We start from the raw sequence: 24682 nt of genomic DNA, 5'->3' as shown, positions 1-24682 counted from the left end.
CACTCAGCCTTCGGGTTGCGGCGGACATCCCGCCGGAGCGGGATCGCCGTCAAAAACGGTCTCTCCGCAAGGGTTGATCTGGTGCCAGGCAAAGCCCCGGCCGTCGGGCATCACAGCGATCACGCGGTCGATGCCATAGTGAATGTTTTCGGTGCCCAGAAAGGCCAATGCCTCGCCGCTGGACAGCGCCGCGCCGATTTCATCCGCGTTGAAACAGTCAAACCAGCCCGGCGCCACATTTGGCACGGCTTTGTCGTAGGGCTTATATGTCTCGGTCAGCAGAGGCTGGCTCATGGTCGTCGTGAAACAGGCGCGATAGCGGATCGGAGAGCTGTCGGCATCAATCGCTTCAAAGTTCTCATAGAGGATCGCTTCGGGCTGATTGCTGGCCAGCAGGGTCATCTGAACGTCCGCGTCGCCCGAGGCCTCTACGGGTTCATAAAAGGCATAGACCTGAAACACATAAAGCGCGATGCCCGCTGCCAATGCCGTCATTAGAATGAATGCTCCGACGATTTTTCCGTTCACGCGGCCGCTCCGCCACCTGCTTCGGTCAAGACAAAGGCATCGGCGCATTTCTTGGCCAGCGCCCGCACACGGCCAATGTAAGCCTGACGTTCCGTGACAGAAATCACACCGCGTGCATCGAGCAGGTTGAAGATATGGCTCGCCTTGATGCATTGATCATAGGCCGGATGCGCCATGATGATGCGTTTACCGGTTTTGGGATCGTCGTGCTCTTGGCTCAGGATCGCTTCGCATTCCGCTTCAGCTTCCTCAAAGTGACGCAGCAAAACCTCTGTATTCGCAACGTCGAAATTCCAACGTGCGTATTCTTCTTCGGTTTGCTTGAAGACATCACCGTATGTCAAAGCAATCGGCGCTGACGGGTCATTAAACGGCATGTCCATCACGTGGTCCACGCCCAGCACATACATCGCCAGACGCTCGAGCCCGTAGGTCAGCTCGCCAGAAACCGGATGGCAATCATGACCGCCAACTTGCTGGAAATAAGTGAACTGGCTGACTTCCATCCCGTCACACCAGACTTCCCAGCCCAGACCCCAAGCACCGAGCGTAGGGCTTTCCCAGTCATCCTCAACAAAGCGGATGTCGTGAAGCTCCATATCGATGCCGATCGCCTCGAGCGACCCAAGATACAGCTCTTGCAGGTTCGGCGGGCTGGGTTTGATCAAGACCTGATACTGATAGTAGTGCTGCAAGCGGTTGGGGTTCTCACCATAGCGCCCATCGGTCGGACGGCGAGACGGCTGAACATAGGCCGCGGCCCAAGGTTTGCTACCCAAAGAACGCAGGGTGGTCGCCGGGTGAAACGTGCCCGCGCCCACTTCCATGTCGTAAGGCTGCATAATCGCACATCCCTTTGCCGCCCAGTAGCTCTGAAGCCGCAAAATGATCTCTTGGAAAGACTTGGGTTTACCGTCTGTCATTGCTCTGCCTTGCCCATATCAAACGCGTTTAGTTCCTATGCGCAACACACGGGCGGGTCAATTGCACGAAAGCTCAATTTTCGAGTGCATGCCCCTTGAGAATTGGTAAAACTGCGCGGGACAGGAAATTTCCGTAGCCAAAGGGCCATGTTATCGATGCGTTTTAAGTTTCTTTCTTTTGTCTTTGCCCTGCTGCTTGGCGCGCAATTTGCATCTGCGCAATCAAGCGGTGTTTGGGTTCAGATCAAAGCCCGCCCGAGCCTTACCGAGGCCACCGTCGAAGCGCAACGCTATGCGCAGGATCTTGAGGACGTGAATGGTTTTGCCCTAGGTGGCGGGTGGTACGCCATTGCCATTGGCCCGTTTGATCGCGTGACAGCGGATCGTCGGCTGCGAGACTTGCGCCGGCGCAATCTGATCCCGCGCGATTCCTACATCACCTTCTCTTCGGCGTTTGACGAACAATTCTGGCCTCTGAATACCACGCTCGGGGCAGCACCGGCGGTCGCCGCGACCGAAGAAGAGACAGCGGTTGAAGAAACCGCGACCACGGAAGTGGTGGCAACGCCAGTTCCAGTTGTCCCAGTAGAACCAGAGTTCAGAGATCCCGGCGAAACGGTGCGCGAAGCGCGGGCATCTGAAGATCAGCTCAATCGCGAGCAAAAGAAAGACCTTCAGCGTCTGTTGCAATGGGCTGGCTTCTATAATTCCGCAATCGACGGAGCCTATGGACGCGGAACCCGCAACGCGATGGCTGCGTGGCAGGAAGACAACGGATATGAGCCAACTGGCGTTATGTCGACCTTACAGCGTGCCGAGATCCTGCGGGCCTATAATGCGATCTTGGACGGTATGGACATGCGTTTGGTGACTGAGTTTGACTCTGGCATCGAGATCCAGATCCCGACCGGTGTTGTCACGAAGACCGACCCGATCTACCCCTTCGTCACCTTCAAACCACGCGGCGACATTGACGCGCAGGTGATCCTGATTTCTCAGGACGGTAACCGCACTACGCTGGCAGGCCTCTATGAGATCATGCAAACGCTCAAGATTGTGCCGCTGGACGGTGATCGTCGTCTGACCAAGAACGGTTTCACTCTGGAAGGCGCGGATGACGAGATCGTTTCCTTCACCGAAGTCGGCCTGCGGGATGGTCAAATCAAAGGCTTCACCCTTGTCTGGCCAACCGGAGACGAAGAGCGCCGCCGCCGGATTCTTGGCGAAATGCGGACGTCGTTCACACGCATCGGAGGGACTTTGGCACCGGATGCGGGGCTTGAATTGCTGGATGACATCGACCTGCTGTCTGGTCTGGAAGTACGCCGTCCGAAATTCTCTCGCACCGGCTTTTTCACCGATGGCGCGGGAACGGTTGTTACGACGACTGAGGCCATTGGCACCTGTCAGCGCATCACGGTGAATGAAGACTATGAGGCCGAAGTCGTTGGTCAAGAAGACAGCCTCGGTGTTGCGGTTCTGCGCCCGAAAGAGCGTATCGCGCCGATTTCCGTTGCAACCTTCCGCGCCTCTTCCCTGCCGCGCACGTCTGAGGTTGCGGTTGCGGGCTATTCCTTTGAAGGCCTTCTGGGCGCGCCGACCCTTACCTATGGCACCGTCCAGGATCTTCGCGGTCTGGGCGGGGAAACAGAGCTGACCCGTCTGGCTCTGGCGCCGCAACCGGGTGATGCGGGTGGGCCGGTCTTTGACATAGGTGGCAATGTGGTCGGCATGCTGATGGCGCGCGATACTGGCACGCGGCAATTGCCAAATGACGTGAGCCTTAAAGCTGACTCTGACGCGATCCAATCGCTCTTGGCGGCTTCGGGCCTAAGCGCGGCGACTGGCGACCAACTGGGTGCGCTCGATCCGGTTGATCTTACTGAATATGCAGGGGAAATGACCGTTTTGGTCAGCTGCTGGTAAGCGCTAAGCAAATCGAACGAGAAAGCCCCGGGCACCTGCACCGGGGCTTTTTTTTATTTAGCTTTCAATCCCGAGTTGCTCGATCAGGCGGGTCAGGATTGCTTTCTCTCCGTCATCAACCGGGGCTCTGCGCGACTTGAAGAGCGTCGCTTGGGACTTCAACATCAACCCATCGGACAGGATCTTGAGGTGATTGGCCCGCAATGTCTCGCCCGTCGAGGTGATATCCGCAACCGCCTCAGCCGTCAGGTTCTTGATCGTCCCCTCGGTCGCGCCTTGGCTATCCACCAATTGATAGTCCGCAACTCCGGCGTCACGCAGAAACTCGCGCACCAGTCGGTGATACTTCGTCGCAATCCTCAGGCGGAAGCCGTGGGTTTTGCGAAAGGCCGAGGCCACAGCGTCCAGATCATCCAGCGTTTCCACATCGACCCAGCAGGCAGGGACCGCAAGGATCAAATCCGCTCCACCAAAGCCTAGTGGCGCGAGTTCTTTGACCTGCTGCTCCCACATACCCAGCTTTTCGCGCACCAGATCGGTGCCCGTGACGCCTAGATGAATACGCCCTGCGGCAAGCTCGCGCGGGATTTCCCCGGCGCTGAGCAAGACCAGCTCGACACCTTCAATCCCGTCGACCTTACCCGCATATTCGCGATCAGATCCGGTCCGTGCGAGCGAAATACCCCGCGCCCCAAACCAGTCAAAGGTCTTTTCCATCAAACGGCCCTTCGAGGGCACACCCAGCTTGATCGTCATACCGAGCCCTCCAGTTGCAGGACCACTTCGGGGCGGATGACGCCTCCGACGGCGGGGATTTCGTTGCCTTGGCCCAAAACCCGAGTCAGCGCGTCATAACGCCCACCCGAAGCCACCGCTGGCAAGTCACCACGTTGATCAGAATAGAACCCAAAGACGAAGCCGTCGTAGTATTCCATGCTGGTGCGCCCATAGCTGGCCTCAAATTCCAGCGCGTCGACGTCGACGCCGCGCTCAGACAAGGCTCGGATGCGGTGTTCCAATCGCGTGACAGCTCCGCTGATCGCGGGCATATCCACGGCAATATCACGCAGGCGATCCAGCGCATACGGCAGGGTTTCGCGGACGTTTAGCAGCTCGTCGATCAGGTCAACCTGAACTGCCGAAATTGGTTCCGCAGTGGTGTCTTCTTTGATCGCCGCAATCCGGGCTTCGATCTCATCCGCGCCACGCAGACCGATCATTGGGCCTGCCTCGGCAAACGGATCAGCGGAGGAAGCCAATTTGGCGCGATGGCTGTCCGCAGGCGTTGGCTTGGCAAACCGATCCAGCAAAGCGCGGAACCGGCGCGGCCGCCAGAGATGACGCGCGAGAGCCGCCTTGCGACGCCCAGTGGTCTCAAGACCTGCGACCGCTGCGGCCAAAAGGCCGATGTCACCGGTTGCCGCCCGGAGGTTCAAATGCGCCACGGCATCGCGCACGAGGGTAAAGACCTCGGCATCCGCAGCAGCTGGGTTCTGACGATCAAAGACCTCATAGCCGACCTGCGTGTATTCGTTGGCGCGGCTGCTGTCGTCTTCCTGGCGACGGAAAACTTCGCCGGAATAGGTATAGCGCGCAGGTTCCGCCCCATGCGCCATATGCATCTGCACAACAGGCACCGTGAAATCCGGGCGCAGCATCTGCTCGCCCAAGAGCGCATCCGAGGTCACATAGGCACGGCCCCGAATGTCCTCGCCATAGAGGTCCAAGAGCACTTCGGCCGGCTGCAGAACAGAGGTCTCGGCAACGGTCGCCCCCGCCACCTCAAACCCCGCCCGCAGTTCAGCGGCGCGTGCGCGGATCTTTGTCTTGTCAGCCATGGCTTAGTCTTCCGCTTGCGCCGCGAGTATCTCGCGCACCTTTGCGACCAACTCGCCGCGCGGCACTTCGAACTGGCTTGGGCGTTCTTTCCATTCCTCAAGCGTGGCGCTTTCGGCGATTTTGGCACCCAGGATCAGGTCTTTGATCTGGATGACGCCATTGGCCTTTTCATCGCCACCCTCGATGACCGCAATCGGAGAATTCCGCTTGTCCGCATATTTCAGCTGATTGCCGAAGTTCTTTGGATTGCCGAGGTAGACTTCGGCGCGAATGCCCGCGTTGCGCAGTTCAGTGACCATCGCCTGATAATCCGCCATACGGTCCCGATCCATGACGGTCACCACGACTGGACCCGTGACCGCGCCACCGATACGGCCTTTTTCGCGCAACGCGGCGAGTAGGCGATCCACACCGATGGAAACACCCGTTGCTGGCACGGATTGGCCAGTGAAGCGTTTCACGAGGTCATCGTAGCGGCCGCCACCCGAGACAGAGCCAAACTGACGTTTGCGGCCCTTTTCGTCGAAAATCTCGAAGGTCAGTTCGGCCTCAAAGACAGGGCCGGTGTAGTAGCCAAGGCCACGAACAACCGAAGGATCAATTTCAATCCGGTCCGCACCATAGCCGCCTGCGGCCAATAGATCGCCGATCTGTTCTAGTTCGGCGATGCCTTCGGCTCCGATTGCTGACGCGCCGACAGCGCCACGCAGTTTCTCGAATGTCTTGGCGACATTATCTGCTTTAGAGGTCAGGAATGCGATCACCGGTTCGGCCTGATCTTCGCTGAGACCAACGCCGTCGATAAAGGCTCCGGATGCATCCAGTCGACCCTTGGTTAAGAGCTCGCGCACGCCCTCTTCGCCGACTTTGTCGAATTTGTCGATGGTGCGAAGCACGTTATCGCGGGCGGCTTGATCGTCGCCAAGACCCATGGCTTCAAGGACCCCGTTAAGGACCTTACGGTTGTTCACGCGCACGAGGTAGTCTCCGCGTGGAATGCCAACGGTTTCCAGCGTGTCGCTGAGCATGGCGCAGATCTCGGCGTCTGCCCCCATGGAGGCGGTGCCGACGGTGTCTGCGTCACACTGATAGAACTGGCGATATCGGCCCGGTCCTGGCTTTTCGTTGCGCCAGACGGGGCCCATCGCGTAGCGGCGATATGGCGTCGGCAAATCGTTGCGATGTTGCGCATAAACGCGTGCCAGAGGCGCGGTTAGGTCATAGCGCAGAGCCATCCAATCGCCCTGCCCGTCCTCATCCGCCTCTTGCCAAGCAAAGACGCCTTCGTTGGGGCGATCGACATCAGGCAGGAATTTGCCAAGCGCTTCGACGGTTTCCACAGCAGCGCTCTCCAAGGCCTCAAAACCATAGCGATGATAAACCCCTGCAATCTGATGCAGCATTTCGGCGCGTTCTGTCACTTCGCTGCCGAAATAGTCGCGGAAACCCTTGGGCGTCTGAGCCTTAGGGCGCGGGGCTTTCTTTACTTTGGCCATCTCTCTGGTCCTTGGTTGACATAATGCCTGCCCCTTAGCAGCCCCCTAGGTGGCAGGCAACCGAAAGCCTGTCGGCTTGCCTGCGGCGCGGATATTTGTGGCAAGAGAATGAGAGGGATTGCGGGGCGTTGGAGCGCGGCTTATGTGGAGAGTATGGAAAAGCTAGAAGAACAGATCGCCCATTTGACCCGCACGGTTGAGGAACTGTCCGACGTGATTGCTCGGCAGGATACGGAGCTGGTGCTGTTGAAGCGGCGGGTTCAGATGCTCTTGGAGCGCGAGGCGGATCGGGAGTCGGCGGGCTCGGGTGGGGTAGTGTTGGGGGATGAGCGGCCACCGCATTATTGAGCGAAGAGCCGAGCGGCAGCGCGCGATGCGCGAGCTGCTTTAGTAATCCTCTACAGCCATCACCCCATCAATATGTTTGATCGCGCCGCGCAGTTGCGGGTTCACGGGGTATTCATTGCCCGTGTCGATCTCGACTTCGCCAGGGAGGTCTCCGCTCATCATTGTGAAGACGACCGGGCCTTTGGGGCCGGATTTGGCCGCCTGACGTTCGCGTTCCAGAATGCTTGCGACGGTGCCAACCGCTTCGACGCCTTCGACATAGATCTTGAGCCCTGACGACCCTGCATCCGCGACAACCGTGTCGATCGGGCCGATGGATTTGGCGAGGAGCTTGAGCTGGTCGGCCTCCATTGTGGCTTCCGCCGTGACGACGACTTTGGAACCGACATCGAGATATTCGCGCGACTTTTCCAGCGTTTCGCTGAAGATGGTGATTTCATACGCGCCGGTTGGGTCGGAGAGCTGGGCAAAGGCAAAACGGTTGCCGCGGGCGGATTTGCGTTCCTGGCGGCCAGACACGCGGCCTGCGATCTTCGCAACACACGGCCCGCCGCGCGCCTTTTCGGTCAGCTCGTCCAGCGTCAGGATCTGTTTGCGCTTGAGCGCGCCCATGTAGTCCTCAAGCGGGTGGCCTGAGAGGAAGAAGCCGATGGCTTTGGCTTCCTCATCCAGTTTCTCGGCGGGCAGCCAATCGGCGACTTTGCTCAGGCGCGGTTCGGGCAGGTCATCACCTGCTTCTCCGAAAAGGCTGACTTGGTTGGACGCCTTTTGTTCGTGGATCGCAGCGGAGTAGTTCACGAGTTGCTCAAGGCTTTCGAAGACTTTGCGGCGGTTGCGGTCGAGTTGGTCAAAGGCGCCAGAGCGCGCGAGCATTTCCAGCGGGCGTTTGCCGACGCGTTTCAGATCGACGCGGCGGGCGAAGTCAAAGAGCGTGGCGAAGGGTTTGTCGACGCCATCAACTTTGCGCCCTTCTGTCACCAAGGTCATTGCCTCCACGCCCACGTTTTTCAGCGCGCCCAGCGCATAGACCAGCGCGCCGTCAACCACCGTAAACATCGCCTCGGACCGGTTCACGCAAGGTGGCACCCATGGCAGGCCCAGCGCCTTTTTGACCTCTTCGAAATAGACCGCGAGCTTGTCTGTGAGGTGGATATCGCAGTTCATCACGCCGCCCATGAACTCGACCGGATGGTTAGCTTTGAGCCAGGCGGTGTAGTAGCTCACCACCGCATAGGCTGCCGCGTGGGATTTGTTGAAGCCGTAGTTGGCGAACTTTTCCAAGAGGTCGAAGACCTCGGAGGCTTTCTTTTTATCGACGCCGTTTTCAGCGGCCCCTGCTTCGAATTTCGGACGTTCCGCGTCCATCGCTTCTTTGATTTTTTTACCCATCGCGCGGCGCAGAAGGTCTGCGCCGCCAAGGCTGTAGCCCGCCATGACCTGAGCGATCTGCATCACCTGCTCCTGATAGACGATAATACCTTGAGTTTCCTCAAGAATATGGTCGATCAGGGGGTGTACGGATTCGATTTCACGCAGCCCGTTTTTGACTTCACAATAGGTCGGGATGTTCTCCATCGGGCCGGGACGGTACAAGGCCACGAGCGCGACGATATCCTCGATACAGGTGGGCTTCATGCGCTTGAGCGCGTCCATCATGCCGGTGGATTCCACCTGGAACACGGCGACGGTTTTCGCGGCGGCGTAGAGTTTGTAGGTGGCCTCGTCATCCAGCGGGATGGCGTTGATCTCGTTGACCGCGCCTTCTGGCGGGTCGTAGAGCTGCACGCCCTCGGCGGTCACATGGATGTCGCGGCCGGATTTCTTGATCAGTTTGACGGCGTTCTCGACCACGGTCAGAGTTTTCAGACCCAAAAAGTCGAATTTCACCAGCCCCGCTTGTTCGACCCATTTCATATTGAATTGCGTCGCAGGCATATCCGAACGCGGGTCTTGGTAGAGCGGCACCAGAGCGTCCAGAGGGCGGTCCCCGATGACCACGCCGGCGGCGTGGGTTGAGGCGTTCCGCAACAGGCCTTCGACCTGCATGCCGTATTTTAATAGGCGGTCGACGACCTCTTCGGATTTGGCTTCGTCGCGTAGACGCGGCTCGTCTTTAAGGGCTTTTTCGATGGAGACAGGTTTGACGCCCTCGACAGGGATCATTTTGGACAGGCGATCCACCTGACCGTATGGCATTTGCAGAACACGGCCGATGTCGCGTACAGCGGCTTTAGACAAAAGCGCACCGAATGTGATAATCTGCCCGACCTTATCGCGGCCATATTTCTCCTGCACATAGCGGATGACTTCTTCGCGGCGATCCATACAGAAGTCGATGTCAAAGTCAGGCATTGAGACCCGCTCGGGGTTGAGGAACCGTTCAAACAACAGGCTATAGCGCAGCGGGTCAAGGTCGGTGATCGTCAGCGCATAGGCCACCAGAGACCCCGCACCAGAGCCCCGGCCCGGCCCCACCGGAATGCCTTGATCTTTGCCCCATTGGATAAAGTCCGCAACGATCAGGAAGTAGCCAGGAAAGCCCATGCCCTCGATGATCCCCAGTTCGAAATCGAGCCGTTCTTGGTATTCTTCGGGCGTCACCGCGTGGGGGATAACGGCGAGGCGTTTCTGCAGGCCTTCGTTGGCGATACGGCGCAGTTCGGCGACTTCGTCATCGGCAAATTTCGGTAGGATCGGATCGCGGCGATAGGTGGCAAAGGCGCAGCGTTTGGCGATTTCGACCGTGTTCTCAATCGCTTCGGGCAGGTCGGCAAAGAGCGTGATCATCTCTTGCTGCGACTTGAAGTAATGCTGGTTGGTCAGGCGACGGCGGCCATCGGCCTGATCCACATAGGCCCCCTCGGCGATGCAGATCAGGGCGTCATGAGCCTCATACATCTCGGTTTTTGGGAAATAGACGTCATTGGTGGCGACCAAAGGAATATTACGCGCATAGGCCATTTCGACAAAGCCACGCTCTGTAAGTCGCTCGGCCTGCGGCGCGCCGTCTTCTCCGGGGTGGCGTTGCAGTTCCACATAGAGGCGGTCGCCAAAGATCTGATGCAGACGCTCCATCATCGCTTCGGCGGCGGGGCGTTGGCCCTGCTGGAGCAGACGCCCGATAGGGCCGTCGGGGCCTCCGGTCAGACAGATGAGACCACCTGATTGTGCCTCGAGTTCCTCCATCGTGACTTGCGGTAGCTGCCCGCCTTTGTCGACGTAAAGACAAGAGGAGAGCTTCATGAGGTTCTCATAGCCCTCTTCGCGTTGGCTCAGCAGAACCAAAGGCGCGGGTGCGGGTTTCTGCGTGCGGCCTGAAGGATCGTCATAGGGCATTTGCAGATCGACCTGACAGCCGACAATCGGCTGCACCCCTGCCCCTTGCGCACCAACGGAAAACTCCAGAGCGGCGAACATATTATTGGTGTCGGTGATCGCGACGGCGGGCATATCCATGTCCGCGCAGAGTCCCGGCAGTTTTTTGACGCGCATCGCGCCTTCAAGCAGGGAATATTCGGTATGGACGCGGAGGTGGATGAATCGGGGTTGGCTGCTCATGGGGGCAAAGCTAGCCCACTGGGCCGCGCGGGGAAACGGGTGAATCCCTTGTGATGTGCCTAAAATTTCGGCGCGGTCCAGGCCGAAGGACTTTCTTGGATTTTCGCACAATCTCGTCGATTATCTTGAGTCTCAAGGGATTAAGGTGTGGTCGCCCACGGCCCACCCCGCGTACCATTTGTGCAAACGCTTGGAAAACAGGCTCTTTTGTCTTGCCACGACAGGCCCGCTGTTTCTATCCTGATATAGTTACACCCAGGGGGCCGCGGATCTTCTACGTCGCATCGAAGTTCCGCACCAAGGCATGACATCGGTAAGGCGACGGGTTCTATCACATGGACGTCACGTTTCTTCTGAACGGAGAGACCACGCATGTGCGCAATGTCCAGTCAACGCAGACGTTGCTGGACTGGCTTCGGGAAACACGTGGATTGAGCGGCACCAAAGAGGGCTGCAATGAAGGCGACTGCGGAGCCTGTTCGGTCGTTGTGCAGGACGAGGGCGGCACCAAGGCGCTGAACGCCTGCATTCTGTTTATGCCGCAGCTTCAGGGCAAAACGGTGCGCACGGTTGAAGGCGTTTCAGGACCCGGCGGCGAATTGCATCCGGTTCAAGAAGCGATGATCGAGCATCACGGCAGCCAATGCGGGTTTTGTACGCCGGGCTTCATTGCGTCGATGGTCGCAGCCCACAGCAATGGCGCGACGGACCATGATGATCAACTGGCGGGCAACCTCTGTCGCTGCACCGGCTATGCGCCGATCATTCGCGCGGCGGAGGCGGCGCAGGACAAACCCGTGCCGACCTGGGTCAAGGATGACTTGCCTGCGGTGGAGTCCAGTTTCAAGTTCCAACCTACAAGCAGCGATGAGCTGGCCAAGATCTATGCCACCCATCCCGACGCCACTCTGGTCGCAGGCGCAACAGATGTGGGGCTTTGGGTGACAAAACAGCTTCGCGAGCTGGATCCGGTGATCTTTCTTGGCCGCTGTGCGGATTTGAAAGATATCAGCGTCTCTGACACGGAACTTTCTTTTGGCGCGATGGTCGATATGAACGCGATGCGGGCTGCGATTGAGCCGCATCACCCGTCTTATGGCGAAATGCTGCGCCGTTACGCGAGCACGCAGATCCGCAATGCCGCAACGCTTGGGGGCAATGTGGCCAATGGATCTCCGATAGGGGACAACCCGCCCGCGTTGATCGCATTGGGGGCGACGCTGCACCTGCGCAAAGGGGATGCTCGTCGGTCGATGCCGATTGAGGATTTCTTCATCGCCTACGGCAAACAGGATCGTGCGCCGGGTGAGTTTGTGGAAAAGATCACGATCCCGCGGCAAGAGGATCGGTTGAAGGTCTACAAGCTCTCCAAACGCTTTGATCAGGATATTTCCGCGGTCTTGGGCGCGTTCAATATCAGCGTGTCTGAGGACGTCGTGACCTCTGCTCGGATCGCTTTTGGAGGCATGGCTGCCACACCAAAACGCGCGACAACGGTGGAGGCGGCCCTCATGGGTGCCGAATGGAGCGAAGAGGGTATCGCGCCAGCGCTTGCGGCATTCTCTGAGGATTATACACCGATGAGCGACATGCGAGCCTCGGCCAGCTATCGCCTTGAAACAGCGCGCAATTTGCTGCGCCGCTATTTGCTTGAAGACCAAGGTGTCGCGGCTTCTGTTCTGGAGGCTACGCCATGAGTGTCGCCACCTCTCGCCCCCACGACAGCGCTGCCCTGCATGTGACCGGACAGGCGCGCTATGTGGATGATATTCCAACCCCGCGCGGCACGTTGCATCTGGCGTTCGGAATATCTTCGATTGCCCGCGGCCAGATTGCCGCGATGGACTTGTCTAAGGTCCGCGCGGCTTCGGGCGTGGTTGCCGTTCTGACAGCCGAAGACCTGCCATTTGAAAATGACGTGAGCCCGTCGATCCACGATGAACCCCTTCTGAGCGATGGCGCTATCCATTATCTTGGCCAACCGATCTTCCTTGTTGTCGCCGATAGTCACCTAAACGCGCGCAAGGCTGCTCGGCTGGGCGAGATCTCTTTCACCCAAGAAACACCGATCCTGACCATTGAGGATGCCTTAGCCGCTGATAGCCGGTTTGAGGACGGCCCGCGGATCTGGTCAGCTGGTGACGCCGCGCAGGCTCTGAAGGATGCGCCAAAGTCTCTGTCGGGCAGCATCACCATGGGCGGGCAAGAGCATTTCTATCTCGAAGGCCAAGCCGCCCTCGCCCAGCCGCAAGACAATGGCGATATGGTGGTCAATTCCTCGACCCAGCATCCGACCGAGATCCAACATAAGGTGGCCCATGCGATTGGGGTGCCCATGAATGCCGTTCGCGTCGAGACACGCCGGATGGGTGGTGGCTTTGGTGGCAAGGAAAGCCAAGGCAATGCGCTGGCCGTGGCCTGCGCGATTGCCGCGCAAAAGACCGGCCGTGCTTGCAAAATGCGCTATGATCGCGACGATGACATGGTGATCACCGGCAAGCGGCATGATTTCCGCATTGACTATGACGTCGGTTTTGACGAGTCGGGCCGCGTTCTGGGCATCGACTTCCGCCACTATGCCCGTTGCGGCTGGGCACAGGATCTGTCCCTGCCGGTTGCCGACCGCGCCATGCTGCATTCCGATAATGCCTATCAACTCGACAATATTCGCATAGAGAGCCATCGACTAAAGACCAATATGCAATCGGCTACGGCCTATCGCGGGTTCGGCGGGCCTCAGGGTATGCTGGGGATTGAGCGCGTGATGGATCATGTGGCGCATGAGCTGGGCAAAGATCCTTTAGAGGTCCGGCGCGTGAATTTTTATGACGACGCCAAAGGGGGGCTGTCTGCCCCCCGGAGCGACGCTGTCGCCCCTCCCCCCGAGGACATTTCTGGCAAGAGAAATACGACGCCCTATGGGCAAGAGGTGACGGATTTCGTGCTGCATGATTTGGTCGCGCAACTTGAAGAGAGCTCGGATTACCAAGCGCGACGCGCTGCTGTGCGGAAGTGGAATGAAGCCAGCCCGATCCTGAAAAAGGGGCTCGCGCTGACGCCTGTGAAATTCGGGATTTCTTTTACTCTGACGCATCTGAATCAGGCTGGTGCTTTGGTTCATGTCTATCAGGATGGCTCCATCCAGATGAACCACGGCGGCACTGAGATGGGTCAAGGCCTGAACCAGAAGGTGGCGCAGGTGGCGGCGTCTCGGTTTGGTGTTCCGTTGGATTTTGTGAAGATCACGGCGACGGATACGGGTAAGGTGCCGAATACCTCGGCGACGGCGGCTAGCTCGGGAAGTGACCTCAATGGCATGGCCGTTAAGATCGCCTGCGACACTATACAGGGCCGTATGGCGCAGCATCTGGCAGAGCAGCATCAATGTGCTTTGGCGGATGTGCGGTTTGCCGGTGGGCATGTGGACGTCGCGGGCAATCGTATGAGTTTCGCTGAGGCTGCGAAGGCCTGTTATGAGGCGCGCGTGAGTCTGTCTGCGACGGGTTTCTACAAGACACCGGATCTGGCTTGGGACCGCATCAAAGGCCAGGGCCGACCGTTTTATTACTTCGCCTACGGAGCTGCCGTCACAGAAGTTGTCCTCGACACATTGACCGGAGAAAACCGCATTTTGCGCGCTGATCTCTTGCATGACGCCGGCAGCTCGTTGAACCCCGCTTTGGACATCGGCCAAGTGGAAGGCGCTTATGTGCAAGGCGCGGGCTGGCTGACGACCGAAGAGCTCGTGTGGGACGACAACGGCAATCTGCGCACCCATGCGCCGAGCACCTATAAGATCCCGGCCTGCTCGGACCGGCCTGATGTGTTCAACGTGGCGCTTTATGAAAACGAGAACGCTGAGGACACGATCTATCGGTCCAAGGCGGTGGGTGAGCCTCCGTTCATGTTGGGAATTTCCGCATTGATGGCCTTGTCAGACGCAGTTTGTGCCTGTGGTTCAAACTATCCGGATCTGGACGCCCCGGCGACGGCGGAACGTGTCTATATGGCGGCCAAAAAGGTGCGCGATGTTTGATTTGGCGCAGCTGAAAGAGGCCATCGCGGCGCATGGTCCTGTCACGCGGGTTGTCGTGGCGGAGATCGCGGGTCGGGTGCCGCGCGAGGTCGGTGCCTCTATGTTGGTTTGGGAAACGGGACAGTCCGGCACAATTGGCGGCGGCACCTTGGAGTTCGAAGCCACGAAATCCGCGCGCACGATGTTGGGCAGCGGGAAAAAAACTAGATTATCGCGCCACCCTCTAGGCCCTGCTCTGGGACAATGTTGCGGCGGGTCGGTGAGCCTTCTGAGCGAAGTTTTCACGGCTGGCGATATTGATCACCTTGACGAGAAACAGAGCTTTGCACGGCAGGTCGCCGGTGGCAGCGCCATGCCATTGAGCCTGAAGCGGGCGGAGACCCTTGCGCGCAATCAGGGCCTTGCGGTCACACCAAACCTCCAAGACGGCTGGTTCATAGAACCGTTTCGCGCGCGCGCGGTGCCTCTTTGGATTTGGGGCGCAGGTCATGTCGGGCGCGCGATGGTTCAGACGCTTGCGGGGCTGACGGAATTTGACATCACATGGATCGACACCTCTGAGGCGCGCTTTCCCGACGTGATCCCAGAAGGGGTCACCAAACTCACAGCGGAAAACCCAGCGAACTTGGTGCCCTATGCGCCAAGCGACGCCCAGCATCTGATCCTGACCTATTCGCACGCTCTGGATCTGGAGCTGTGTCACCAGCTGCTGTCCCACAGCTTTGCCTTCTCAGGACTGATCGGATCCAAAACCAAATGGGTGCGTTTCAAGAACCGCCTGCAGGATCTGGGCCACGCCCCTGACCAAATTTCCCGCATCACTTGCCCGATTGGCGATCCGTCGTTGGGAAAACAACCACAAGCAATTGCCATCGGCGTCGCTGGGGCGCTATTGCATGATCTGAAAAACAATAAGGCCCGAAAGGACCAGACCGCATGACAGGGACTCTGCTGTCCATAGAAGGGCTGACCAAAGCCTATCCCGGCGTGATCGCCAATGACTCTGTGTCCTTTGACATCAAAGAGGGCGAAGTTCACGCATTGCTCGGCGAAAACGGCGCGGGGAAATCCACGCTGGTGAAGATGATCTACGGTTTGGTGAAGCCAGACAGTGGCACCATGAACTGGCGCGGCGAGGATTTCGCTCCAGCCGAGCCTCGGGTTGCACGGGCCACAGGCGTCGCGATGGTATTCCAGCATTTCTCGCTGTTTGAAGCGCTGAATGTTGCCGAAAACGTCGCTTTGGGCATGGAGAACCCTCCGCCCATGCGTGATCTGGCCGGACGGATCAAAGAGGTTTCTGAAACCTACGGGTTGCCACTTGATCCCTATCGCACCGTCGGTGATCTGTCGGCAGGCGAGCGGCAGCGGGTCGAGATCATTCGCTGCCTGCTGCAAGACCCGAAATTGTTGATTATGGATGAACCGACCTCTGTGCTGACCCCACAAGAGGTCGAAATTTTGTTTGAGACCCTGCGGAAGCTGAAATCCGAAGGCACCTCGATCCTCTATATCAGCCACAAGCTCGAAGAGATCCGCGCGCTTTGTGACCATGCGACGATCCTGCGGTTGGGAAAGAACGTGGGCGAATGTGTCCCTGCCGAGACCTCGGCGCGGGATATGGCCGAGATGATGGTCGGCGATACGTTGCAAACGCCGACGCGCAAGACCAAGGATGGTGGCGCGGTCGTTTTGGAGGTGTCTGCGCTGTCGATGAGTTCGGCGAGCGAGTTTGGCACATCGTTGAAAGATATCAGCTTTTCGGTGAAATCTGGTGAGATCCTTGGGCTTGGCGGCGTTGCGGGCAATGGTCAAGACGAACTGCTGGCCGCGCTCTCTGGCGAGGCCCTGAGCGCGACGGAGACCGTCAAGATCAAAGGCAATGGCGTCGGCCATCTGGGGCCGAACCAGCGGCGTGAGATCGGAACTTTGGCCGCCCCCGAGGAACGGTTGGGCCACGCGGCCGCACCTGCCATGAGCCTTGTTGAAAACGCATTGCTAACCGGCGCGATCCGCAAAGATCTGACCAGCAATGGGTTTGTAAATTGGGCTGGCGCAAAAGCCTTTGCCGAAGACATCATCGCGAAATTTGACGTGCGCACGCCGGGATCTGACCGCGCCGCACGCGCATTGTCCGGCGGTAACCTGCAGAAATTCGTCATCGGCCGCGAGATCTTGCAAGACCCGGAAGTTCTGATCGTGAACCAACCCACATGGGGCGTGGATGCGGCCGCAGCCGCAGCGATCCGGCAAAGCCTTATGGACCTGGCCGCCAAAGGCGCGGCCATCGTCGTGATCAGCCAAGATTTGGACGAGCTGATGGAAATCTCTGACCGCTTCGGCGCCTTGAACGAAGGCCGCCTCAGCGAGTTGCGCCCCACGGTGGGCCTCAGCATTGACGAAATCGGCCTGATGATGGGCGGCGCGCATGGCATGGAAGTCGCGCATCTGGGTGAGGAGGCCTCCGCATGATCACGCTCGAAAAACGCCCGCAGCCGAGCCAGTTCTGGTCGCTGTTCACGCCTGTCCTCGCGGTGATCATCACCATGATCGTTGGCGGCCTTTTGTTCGGCGCACTTGGCAAGAACCCGTTCGAAGCCATTCGCACGATTTTTTATGATCCCCTCTTCGGGGACTTCGCCAGCTATTCCCGCCCGCAACTTCTGGTTAAAGGCGGCCCGCTGATCCTGATTGCGATTGGCCTGTCGCTGGGCTTCCGCGCGGGGATTTGGAATATTGGCGCCGAAGGCCAATATATCGTCGGCGCGATCTGTGGCGCGGGCGCTGGCCTTGCGTTCTACCCGATCGAAAGCATCTTTATCTTTCCAATCATGGTGATCTGCGGCGCGATAGGTGGCATGCTTTGGGCGCTGATCCCTGCTCTGCTGAAAGTGAAATTCGGCACCAACGAGATCCTTGTTTCCTTGATGCTGGTCTATGTTGCCGAGCAACTCTTGGCCTCTATGGCTTTGGGATTGCTCAAAAACCCCGAAGGTTTCGGTTTTCCGGGCTCGCGCAACCTGAATGACTACCCAAGTGCCTCCAGTTGGATAAACGAAGGCTTTGGCCTGCACTGGGGCATCGCGGCGGCCTTTATCGCGGTGATCTTTGCCTATGTGCTGCTGAGCCGCCACATCATGGGGTTCAACATCAAACTCACTGGTGAGGCCCCCAAGGCTGCGCGCTTTGGTGGCGTCAATCCTACCCGACTGGTGATCTTCTGCATGTGTGCCTCGGGCGCGCTTGCTGGGCTTGCTGGCCTATTTGAGGTCTCTGGCCCCTCGGGTCAAATCAGCATCGACTTTAACGTGGGCTACGGGTTCACCGCGATCATCGTCGCCTTCCTAGGCCGTTTGCACCCCATCGGCATCCTGCTTGCAGGCCTCTTGATGGCGCTGACCTACATTGGCGGAGAACTTGCTCAACTGACCCTAGGCCTGCCCTCAGCAGCCATTCAGGTCTTTCAGGGCATGCTTTTGTTCTTCCTGCTTGCGCTCGACCTGCTCACCAACTTCCGCATCAAATTCGCCGTCAAAGGAGCCGCCTGATGGATCTTTCTGCAATCAGCCCCGCGCTTCTTATCGCGTCCTTGATGGTCGCCGCCACACCGCTCTTGCTGGCCGCGATCGGAGAACTCGTCGTCGAGAAAGCCGGCGTTCTGAACCTCGGCGTCGAAGGCATGATGATCGTCGGCGCGATCTGCGGTTTTGCCGTGACGGTTGAAACCGGTTCGCCCTTTATGGGCGTGCTCGCCGCGATGGTGGGCGGCGCGCTGTTGTCCACGCTCTTTGCCTTCCTCACCCAATTTGCGCTAGCTAACCAAGTCGCCTCAGGCCTTGCCCTGACACTCTTTGGTCTCGGTCTCTCGGCCCTCATGGGTCAGAATTACATCGGTATCAAACCCCCATCGATGCCCAAACTCGACATCCCGGGGCTGTCGGACATGCCCTTCTTTGGACCGATCTTTTTCGCCCATGACCCGCTCCTGTACCTTGGCATCCTGCTCACCGCCGCCGTCTGGGCCCTTCTGAAATACACCCGCGTCGGCCTGATCCTGCGCGCTGTCGGTGAGAACCATGACGCGGCCCATGCGCTTGGCTATCACGTCATCCGAGTACGCATTCTCGCGATCATGTTCGGCGGAGCCTGCGCGGGGCTTGGCGGCGCTTACATCAGCCTCATCCGCGTGCCTCAATGGACCGAAGGCATGACGGCGGGAATCGGCTGGATCGCACTGGCCCTCGTGGTCTTTGCCAGCTGGAAACCCTGGCGCGTCCTGCTGGGTGCTTATCTTTTTGGCGGTATTAACGTTTTACAACTCAACCTACAGGCCGCAGGCATTGCGATCCCTGTAGAATATCTGGCAATGTCACCGTACCTGATCACCATTCTGGTGCTTGTCATTCTCTCGGCCGACAAGAGCAGCGCGCCTGCCTCGCTCGGTCGATCCTTCCATGCCTCGAACTAAGGCTCGAGGCCAATACACAACCAACAGAGGGGGGTATACCTCATGAAATTCACAAAACTTCTGGCCTCTGCGGCCGTGGCCCTTGGGCTGGCGTCGGCAGCTGCCGCTGACACCACCAAAGTCGGCTTCATCTACGTTGGCCCAGTGGGCGACGGTGGCTGGACCTACGAGCACGACCAAGGTCGTCTTGCAGTCGAAGAAGCCTTTGGCGACAAGGTCGAAACCTTCTATCAGGAAAACGTGCCTGAAGGTGCGGACGCTGAGCGCGCGATTACACAAATGGCGCTGCAAGGAGCGGACCTGATCTTCACCACTTCTTTCGGCTACATGGACCCAACCATCAACGTTGCAAAGAAATTCCCGAACGTGAAATTCGAGCACGCAACCGGCTACAAAACTGCTGACAACGTGTCCGTCTATTCCGCGCGCTTCTACGAAGGCCGCGCGGTTCAGGGTCACATCGCAGGCAAGATGACCAAAACCAACACCGTTGGCTACATCGCGTCATTCCCAATCCCAGAAGTTATCCGTGGTATCAACTCTGCCTATATTCACGCAAAACGCGTGAACCCAGACGTAGAGTTCAAAATCATCTGGGTTTACACTTGGTTTGACCCAGCCAAAGAAGCCGACGCCGCCAAAGCTCTGATCGAGCAAGGCGCGGACGTTGTTCTGCAGCACACCGACTCCACCGCGCCTCAGGCGGCCGCTCAGGAAGCGGGTAACGTGATCACCTTTGGTCAGGCATCCGACATGAGCGAATACGGCCCAATGCCTCGCGTGTCTTCCATCATCGATAACTGGGCGCCTTACTATGTTGCGCGTACCCAAGCGGTCATGGACGGCACATGGTCCACTGTGAACACCTGGGACGGCATCGACACCGGCATGGTTGAAATCGGTGAGATCTCTGACGTGGTTCCAGCAGACGTAAAGGCCGAAGCACTCGCGATGGTCAAAGCGCTGGGTGACGGCAGCTACCACGCCTTCACAGGCCCAATCAACAAACAGGACGGCTCTGCTTGGCTGGCCGAAGGCGAGACCGCAGATGACGGCACGCTGGCAGGCATGTCCTTCTATGTTGAAGGCATCGTAGGCGACATCCCGAACTAATCGGACGCATCGCTGAACATAGAAAGGCCCGCCACATCCGGCGGGCCTTTTGCTTTTTCTCTTGCCTCAAATATCCCGGGGGCATGGGGGGCTGGCCCCCACTTAGACCGACGCGGTCAGCCCACCATCAATGCGGAAGTTCTGCCCCGTCACATAGGTGCCCTCTCCCGCCAGATAGCTGATCATCGAAGACACTTCCTCGGCCCGTCCATAGCGTCCCATCGGAATGCGCGCCTTGCGGTCTTCAGTCTCGGGTAAGCTATCGATAAAGCCCGGCAACACGTTGTTCATACGCACATTGTCGACTGCCATTTTATCCGCAAAGAGCTTGGTAAAGCTCGCAAGCCCAGCTCGAAATACGCCAGACGTTGGGAACAATGGATCCGGCTCAAAGACCGCAAAGGTCGAGATATTGATGATCGATCCGCCGCCTTGCTTGGCCATAATCGGCGCCACCAGACGCGCGGTGCGGATCACATTCATGAGGTAGTACTCCATTCCCTTGTGCCAATCCTCATCCGAGATCTCTAGGATATCGCCCTTCGGCCCATGACCCGCAGAGTTCACCAGCACATCGATCCGGCCCCATTTGTCCATCGCCGCGTCTACCAGCAGCTGTAGGTCGGCTTGCTCTAGATTAGAGCCTGTGACGCCCACACCGCCCATCTCTTGTGCCAGAGCCTCGCCCTTGCCCGACGAACTGAGGATCGCCACCTCAAACCCATCCGCCTTAAGTCGCCGCGCCGCATCGGCCCCCATGCCGCTGCCACCAGCGGTGATCATTGCCACTTTGGTCATCTCAATCTCCTATGGTTTGGCCAGATTCTAGCCTTAGAAGGACATGTTGACGAATGATCCTTTCTCGCCTCATCCTGTAAAAAAACTATTGGCTATGATGAAGAACCTGAACCTAAATGCCCTGCGCATGTTTGATGCCTCTGCCCGCCACTTGAATTTCAGGCGCGCCGCAGACGAGCTTCACCTGACCCAAGGCGCTGTGGCCCAACAGATACGTGCGCTTGAAGCACGCCTTGGCAGAGCTCTGTTTCGGCGGTTGCCGCGCGGCCTCGCTCTAACCGACGCAGGCCGCCAGTATCACACCGAGGTCAGCCGCGCCTTGCAGATCGTTATGGAAGCGACCGAGAGACTTACCGAGGCAACCGCGATCACCATGTCGGTTACACCCTCATTCGCCTCAAAATGGCTGATGCCTCGGCTACCTCAACTCATTGAAATTATGCCTGAAGTTGACATCAAGATTCATGCTTCAGAACAAAAAGCAGACCTCACGCGCGGGGATGTGGATATTGCCATCCGACAGGGCCCACAGCCTCAGATCAAAGGTATCTCAGTGATGAAACTGAGTGACATTTCCTATGTTGCTGTTGCAAGCCCGCGTTTTGTCGATGGCGAGCTGACACTCTCGGATCTGCTTCAGCACCACCTCATTCAAGACAGCCACGGTCACTGGGAGAGACTCTGTGCTGACCTAAACCTGCCGTCACCAAAGGCCACACTTAACGTTAATCAAACCGCGCTTGCCATTGATGCAGCGGTCAATGGGCAAGGCATCGCACTAGCTCCAAAGCTATTGGCAAAGGATGCCATTGCAGCAGGAAACCTACAGGTGATTTGGCAGGATACGCGTCAGACAAACCATGGGTTCTTTGTCCTTTACGCGCCCGAACGCGCCTCGGAAAAAACCATTCAGGTCGCGAATTGGCTTGCGGCGCAGAGTGCAATTTAGCAGCATCCTCTTAACAGAACGCAAAGCGAAAACTCATGAGCATCACCGCGCCTGATGGCACAGCCATTTCAAAATTCACCTACGGCACAATGCAATTTGGGGATCGGGCCGACAGGTCCGAAAGCCAAGCTATGTTTGAGGCCTCAACTGAAGCAGGCATCACCCATTTTGACACCGCCTATGTCTATACCGAAGGGGCGTCCGAGACGCTGTTGGGAGAGTTCGCTGCCAAAAACCGCGACAGTCTGATCATCGCAACGAAGGTGGGGTACACAGGCGGAGCCGGCCGCGACAACATGCTGGCCCAGTTCGACATCAGCCGCCAACGGCTTGGCATGGATATGGTCGATATCCTGTATCTGCACCGCTTCGATCCGGCCACCGAGCTAAAGGAAACCCTCGACACCTTTGCCACGCTGAAGGCTGAGGGCAAAATCCGCTATGTCGGGCTATCAAACTTTGCAGCCTGGCAGGTGATGAAAGCCGTTCAGATCGCCAAAGACGTCGATCTGTCCATCGACATCCTGCAACCTATGTACAACCTCGTAAAACGTCAGGCCGAGGTCGAAATCTTTCCGATGGCGCAGGATCAGGACATAACTTTGGCCCCTTATTCTCCGTTGGGCGGAGGCTTGTTGACCGGGAAATATGCAAGAGGCGGCACTGGCCGACTTTCAGAGGATGATCGCTACAATGCGCGCTATGGGCAGGACTGGATGCGTGATTGCGCAGCGCGGCTTGCAGAGCTCGCGGATGCAAAAAATGTAAGCCCCGCGTCTTTGGCCGTGGCCTGGGCCGCTGCGCATCCCGCGAACCCTCATCCGATCCTGTCAGCGCGAAGCCTTGCGCAGTTGCGCCCCAGCCTCGCGGCCGCAGAGGTAAACATGTCGCCCGAGCTCTATGCTGAAATCGAAGCGCTCTCCCAACGCCCTGCGCCAGCAACCGACCGGCTTGAGGAAGCAGGATGATCGACTTTCTGATCATCGGCGGCGGCATGGCCGGCGCCTCTACCGCGGCGCGGATCGCCCCTTTGGGCCGCACCGTCTTGCTCGAAATCGAACCTGCGCTCGGGTATCACGCCTCCGGACGCTCGGCGGCCCTCTACGAGGCGCAATACGGAGAACCAGCCACCGTTGTTCTGAACCTTGCGGGCCGCGCCTTCTTTGACGAACACGACTTGCTGTCGCCGCGCGGATTTATGGTGCTTGCGCCGAAAGACGATCAAGACGGGTTCACAACAGCCTGCGCAACATTTGGGTGCAGCAGTCTAACGTTGGATGAGGCTCAGGCCATTGTTCCCATCCTTAACGCCGATCACATCGGTTTTGCCGGCCTTTCCACCGAAGCCATGGATATCGACACGGACCGTATGTTGCAGATCTTTGCCAAAATGGCGCGAGCACACGGCGGTCAAATCCTGACAGACCATCGCGTGCAATCCATAGAGCGCCTTTCGTCGGGCTGGCGGGTCGTCACGCAACACGGGGATTTTGAGGCGAAAACTCTGATCAATGCGGCTGGGGCGTGGGCGGATGACATTGCCAAACTTGCCGGTCTTAGCCCCATCGGAATAACGCCCAAACGCCGCTCCATGGCGCGTATTCCAGCACCCGGAGGCCATGATGTCTCGGGGTGGCCCATGCTGATGGATGTCCACGAGAAATGGTACGCGAAACCTGACGCGGGTAAGCTGTTGGTGTCTCCGGCAGACGAAGACCCGCAGGTGCCGCATGATGCATGGGCAGACGATATGGTTCTGGCCGAAGGCATCGCGCGTTACCAGCCCTTTGTGACCGAAGAAGTCACGCGTGTTGAAAACACCTGGGCGGGACTGCGTAGCTTTGCGCCGGACAAGAATTTGGTAATCGGGCCATCGCCCGAGGACCGCAGCTTTTTCTGGATGGCGGGCCAAGGCGGTTCAGGCATCCAAAGCGCGCCTGCCTATTCGCAATATGCTGCCGATCTGATCGCGGGCCGCGCGTCCGATGTCGCCGAAATCACCGCCGCCGTCACCCCCGCGCGGTTTGGCTGATGAAACGCAAGACGCCCGAAGGTGCGAGCTTTGCCGAAGCGACTGAAGGCGCACAACTGTTCGCCCCCTCAGCCGCGCGGAATCTCGCCGCCATCGCATCAGAGCTTGCTCAGATCGCACCACATCGCGGTAAGGCGCTCGAAATCGCAAGCGGGACGGGCCAACAAGTCATCGCCCACGCCAAAGCCCACCCCGACATCCTCTGGCAACCCAGCGAGATCGACAAAGACCGCATCGCCAGCATAGATGCCTATGTCACACAAGCCGCTCTGAGCAATCTGGCCCCAGCAATAGAACTTGATGCCACCGCCTCAGGTTGGGGCGCAACAGCGCGCTATGATCTGATGCTGCTGTCAAACCTTTTGCATCTGATTTCCGCGCAGGAAGCTCAGACAATTTTGACAGAGGCCGCCCAAGCGCTCAGCCCCAATGGGCGGTTCATGATCTATGGTCCCTTCATGCGCGGCGGAGTGCTTACCTCTGAAGGTGATGCCAACTTCCACGCCTCGCTCAGAACTCAAGATCCAGAGATCGGCTACAAGGACGATGGCTGGCTAGAAGCCACGGCCCAAGACGCTGGCCTCACGCTCTATCGCAAAACCGAAATGCCCGCGAACAATCTCGCCTTCACCTTCGCGAAACCCTAATTTCTCTTGCCCCAAATATCC

20 protein-coding genes are annotated in these 24682 nt (G+C 58.4%); 13 read left to right on the top strand and 7 right to left on the bottom strand.

Going from position 1 to position 24682, the window contains the following annotated elements; all coding sequences use genetic code 11:
- Positions 1-3 precede the first annotated feature (3 nt).
- Positions 4-528 (bottom strand): DUF6446 family protein, encoded by a 525-nt coding sequence (locus HZ995_RS10320; RefSeq protein ID WP_245168641.1) that lies wholly within the window; start codon positions 526-528, stop codon positions 4-6.
- Positions 525-1451, bottom strand: coding sequence for a glycine--tRNA ligase subunit alpha (locus tag HZ995_RS10315; RefSeq protein ID WP_209355579.1), 927 nt, complete (start codon positions 1449-1451; stop codon positions 525-527). The genes HZ995_RS10320 and HZ995_RS10315 overlap by 4 nt, the downstream gene beginning before the upstream one ends.
- A 156-nt stretch (positions 1452-1607) precedes the next feature.
- On the opposite strand from HZ995_RS10315, the gene HZ995_RS10310 reads away from it, so the two are divergent.
- Positions 1608-3377 carry a serine protease gene (locus tag HZ995_RS10310; RefSeq protein WP_209355578.1) on the top strand — a complete coding sequence of 590 codons (1770 nt, stop codon included), beginning with the start codon at positions 1608-1610 and terminating at the stop codon, positions 3375-3377.
- 57 nt (positions 3378-3434) lie between these two features.
- On the opposite strand, the gene hisG is transcribed toward HZ995_RS10310, so the two are convergent.
- Genes hisG through hisS form a run of 3 tightly spaced genes read right to left on the bottom strand, consistent with a single transcriptional unit; the run spans position 3435 to position 6712 of the window.
- Complete coding sequence (gene hisG, locus HZ995_RS10305; RefSeq protein ID WP_209355577.1) at positions 3435-4133, bottom strand: ATP phosphoribosyltransferase; 699 nt, start codon at positions 4131-4133, stop codon at positions 3435-3437.
- On the bottom strand, positions 4130-5215 hold the full coding sequence (locus HZ995_RS10300; protein ID WP_209355576.1) for an ATP phosphoribosyltransferase regulatory subunit: 1086 nt from the start codon (positions 5213-5215) through the stop codon (positions 4130-4132). Before HZ995_RS10300 ends, hisG begins: the two co-directional genes overlap by 4 nt.
- 3 nt (positions 5216-5218) lie before the next feature.
- Positions 5219-6712, bottom strand: a complete 1494-nt coding sequence (hisS, locus tag HZ995_RS10295; protein WP_209355575.1) for a histidine--tRNA ligase — start codon at positions 6710-6712, stop codon at positions 5219-5221.
- Between the two features lie 153 nt (positions 6713-6865).
- On the opposite strand from hisS, the gene HZ995_RS10290 reads away from it, so the two are divergent.
- Positions 6866-7060: a SlyX family protein gene (locus tag HZ995_RS10290; protein WP_209355574.1), complete on the top strand. Its 195-nt coding sequence runs from the start codon at positions 6866-6868 to the stop codon at positions 7058-7060.
- 39 nt (positions 7061-7099) lie between these two features.
- Here HZ995_RS10290 and dnaE read toward each other — a convergent pair whose 3' ends face one another.
- Positions 7100-10618 carry a DNA polymerase III subunit alpha gene (dnaE, locus tag HZ995_RS10285; RefSeq protein ID WP_209355573.1) on the bottom strand — a complete coding sequence of 1173 codons (3519 nt, stop codon included), beginning with the start codon at positions 10616-10618 and terminating at the stop codon, positions 7100-7102.
- Positions 10619-10953: 335 nt separating this feature from the next.
- Between dnaE and xdhA the strand changes: the two genes are divergently transcribed.
- From xdhA to HZ995_RS10250, 7 genes are read left to right on the top strand one after another with little or no spacing between them, the layout of a single operon-like run.
- A complete protein-coding gene (gene xdhA / locus HZ995_RS10280) occupies positions 10954-12315 on the top strand; it encodes a xanthine dehydrogenase small subunit (RefSeq protein WP_209355572.1) in 1362 nt (453 codons plus the stop codon).
- Positions 12312-14654 carry a xanthine dehydrogenase molybdopterin binding subunit gene (gene xdhB / locus HZ995_RS10275; protein WP_209355571.1) on the top strand — a complete coding sequence of 781 codons (2343 nt, stop codon included), beginning with the start codon at positions 12312-12314 and terminating at the stop codon, positions 14652-14654. The genes xdhA and xdhB overlap by 4 nt, the downstream gene beginning before the upstream one ends.
- Complete coding sequence (gene xdhC, locus HZ995_RS10270; RefSeq protein WP_209355570.1) at positions 14647-15594, top strand: xanthine dehydrogenase accessory protein XdhC; 948 nt, start codon at positions 14647-14649, stop codon at positions 15592-15594. Before xdhB ends, xdhC begins: the two co-directional genes overlap by 8 nt.
- Positions 15591-17126 carry an ABC transporter ATP-binding protein gene (locus HZ995_RS10265; protein WP_209355569.1) on the top strand — a complete coding sequence of 512 codons (1536 nt, stop codon included), beginning with the start codon at positions 15591-15593 and terminating at the stop codon, positions 17124-17126. The genes xdhC and HZ995_RS10265 overlap by 4 nt, the downstream gene beginning before the upstream one ends.
- A complete protein-coding gene (locus HZ995_RS10260; protein ID WP_209355568.1) occupies positions 17123-18202 on the top strand; it encodes an ABC transporter permease in 1080 nt (359 codons plus the stop codon). The genes HZ995_RS10265 and HZ995_RS10260 overlap by 4 nt, the downstream gene beginning before the upstream one ends.
- A complete protein-coding gene (locus tag HZ995_RS10255) occupies positions 18202-19122 on the top strand; it encodes an ABC transporter permease (RefSeq protein ID WP_209355567.1) in 921 nt (306 codons plus the stop codon). The genes HZ995_RS10260 and HZ995_RS10255 overlap by 1 nt, the downstream gene beginning before the upstream one ends.
- A 42-nt stretch (positions 19123-19164) precedes the next feature.
- Positions 19165-20235, top strand: a complete 1071-nt coding sequence (locus tag HZ995_RS10250; protein WP_209355566.1) for a BMP family ABC transporter substrate-binding protein — start codon at positions 19165-19167, stop codon at positions 20233-20235.
- Positions 20236-20337: 102 nt separating this feature from the next.
- Here HZ995_RS10250 and HZ995_RS10245 read toward each other — a convergent pair whose 3' ends face one another.
- Positions 20338-21039, bottom strand: a complete 702-nt coding sequence (locus HZ995_RS10245) for an SDR family oxidoreductase (protein WP_209358236.1) — start codon at positions 21037-21039, stop codon at positions 20338-20340.
- Between the two features lie 88 nt (positions 21040-21127).
- On the opposite strand from HZ995_RS10245, the gene HZ995_RS10240 reads away from it, so the two are divergent.
- The 4 genes from HZ995_RS10240 to HZ995_RS10225 are packed head-to-tail and all read left to right on the top strand — an operon-like array spanning position 21128 to position 24661.
- Entirely contained in the window at positions 21128-21982 is an 855-nt protein-coding gene (locus HZ995_RS10240; protein WP_209355565.1) for a LysR substrate-binding domain-containing protein, read from the top strand.
- Positions 21983-22017: 35 nt separating this feature from the next.
- The gene (locus HZ995_RS10235) at positions 22018-22950 is read left to right on the top strand and encodes an aldo/keto reductase (RefSeq protein WP_209355564.1); all 933 of its coding nucleotides are present in this window, start codon (positions 22018-22020) and stop codon (positions 22948-22950) included.
- Positions 22947-24014, top strand: coding sequence for an NAD(P)/FAD-dependent oxidoreductase (locus HZ995_RS10230; protein ID WP_209355563.1), 1068 nt, complete (start codon positions 22947-22949; stop codon positions 24012-24014). The genes HZ995_RS10235 and HZ995_RS10230 overlap by 4 nt, the downstream gene beginning before the upstream one ends.
- A complete protein-coding gene (locus tag HZ995_RS10225; protein WP_209355562.1) occupies positions 24014-24661 on the top strand; it encodes a DUF938 domain-containing protein in 648 nt (215 codons plus the stop codon). The genes HZ995_RS10230 and HZ995_RS10225 overlap by 1 nt, the downstream gene beginning before the upstream one ends.
- Positions 24662-24682 lie beyond the last annotated feature (21 nt).

Source organism: Cognatishimia activa, assembly GCF_017798205.1.
In the GTDB taxonomy this organism is placed as follows: Bacteria; Pseudomonadota; Alphaproteobacteria; order Rhodobacterales; family Rhodobacteraceae; genus Cognatishimia; species Cognatishimia activa_A.
Note: the sequence above shows the minus strand (reverse complement) of the source record. Positions and strands in the feature narration are given on the sequence as shown.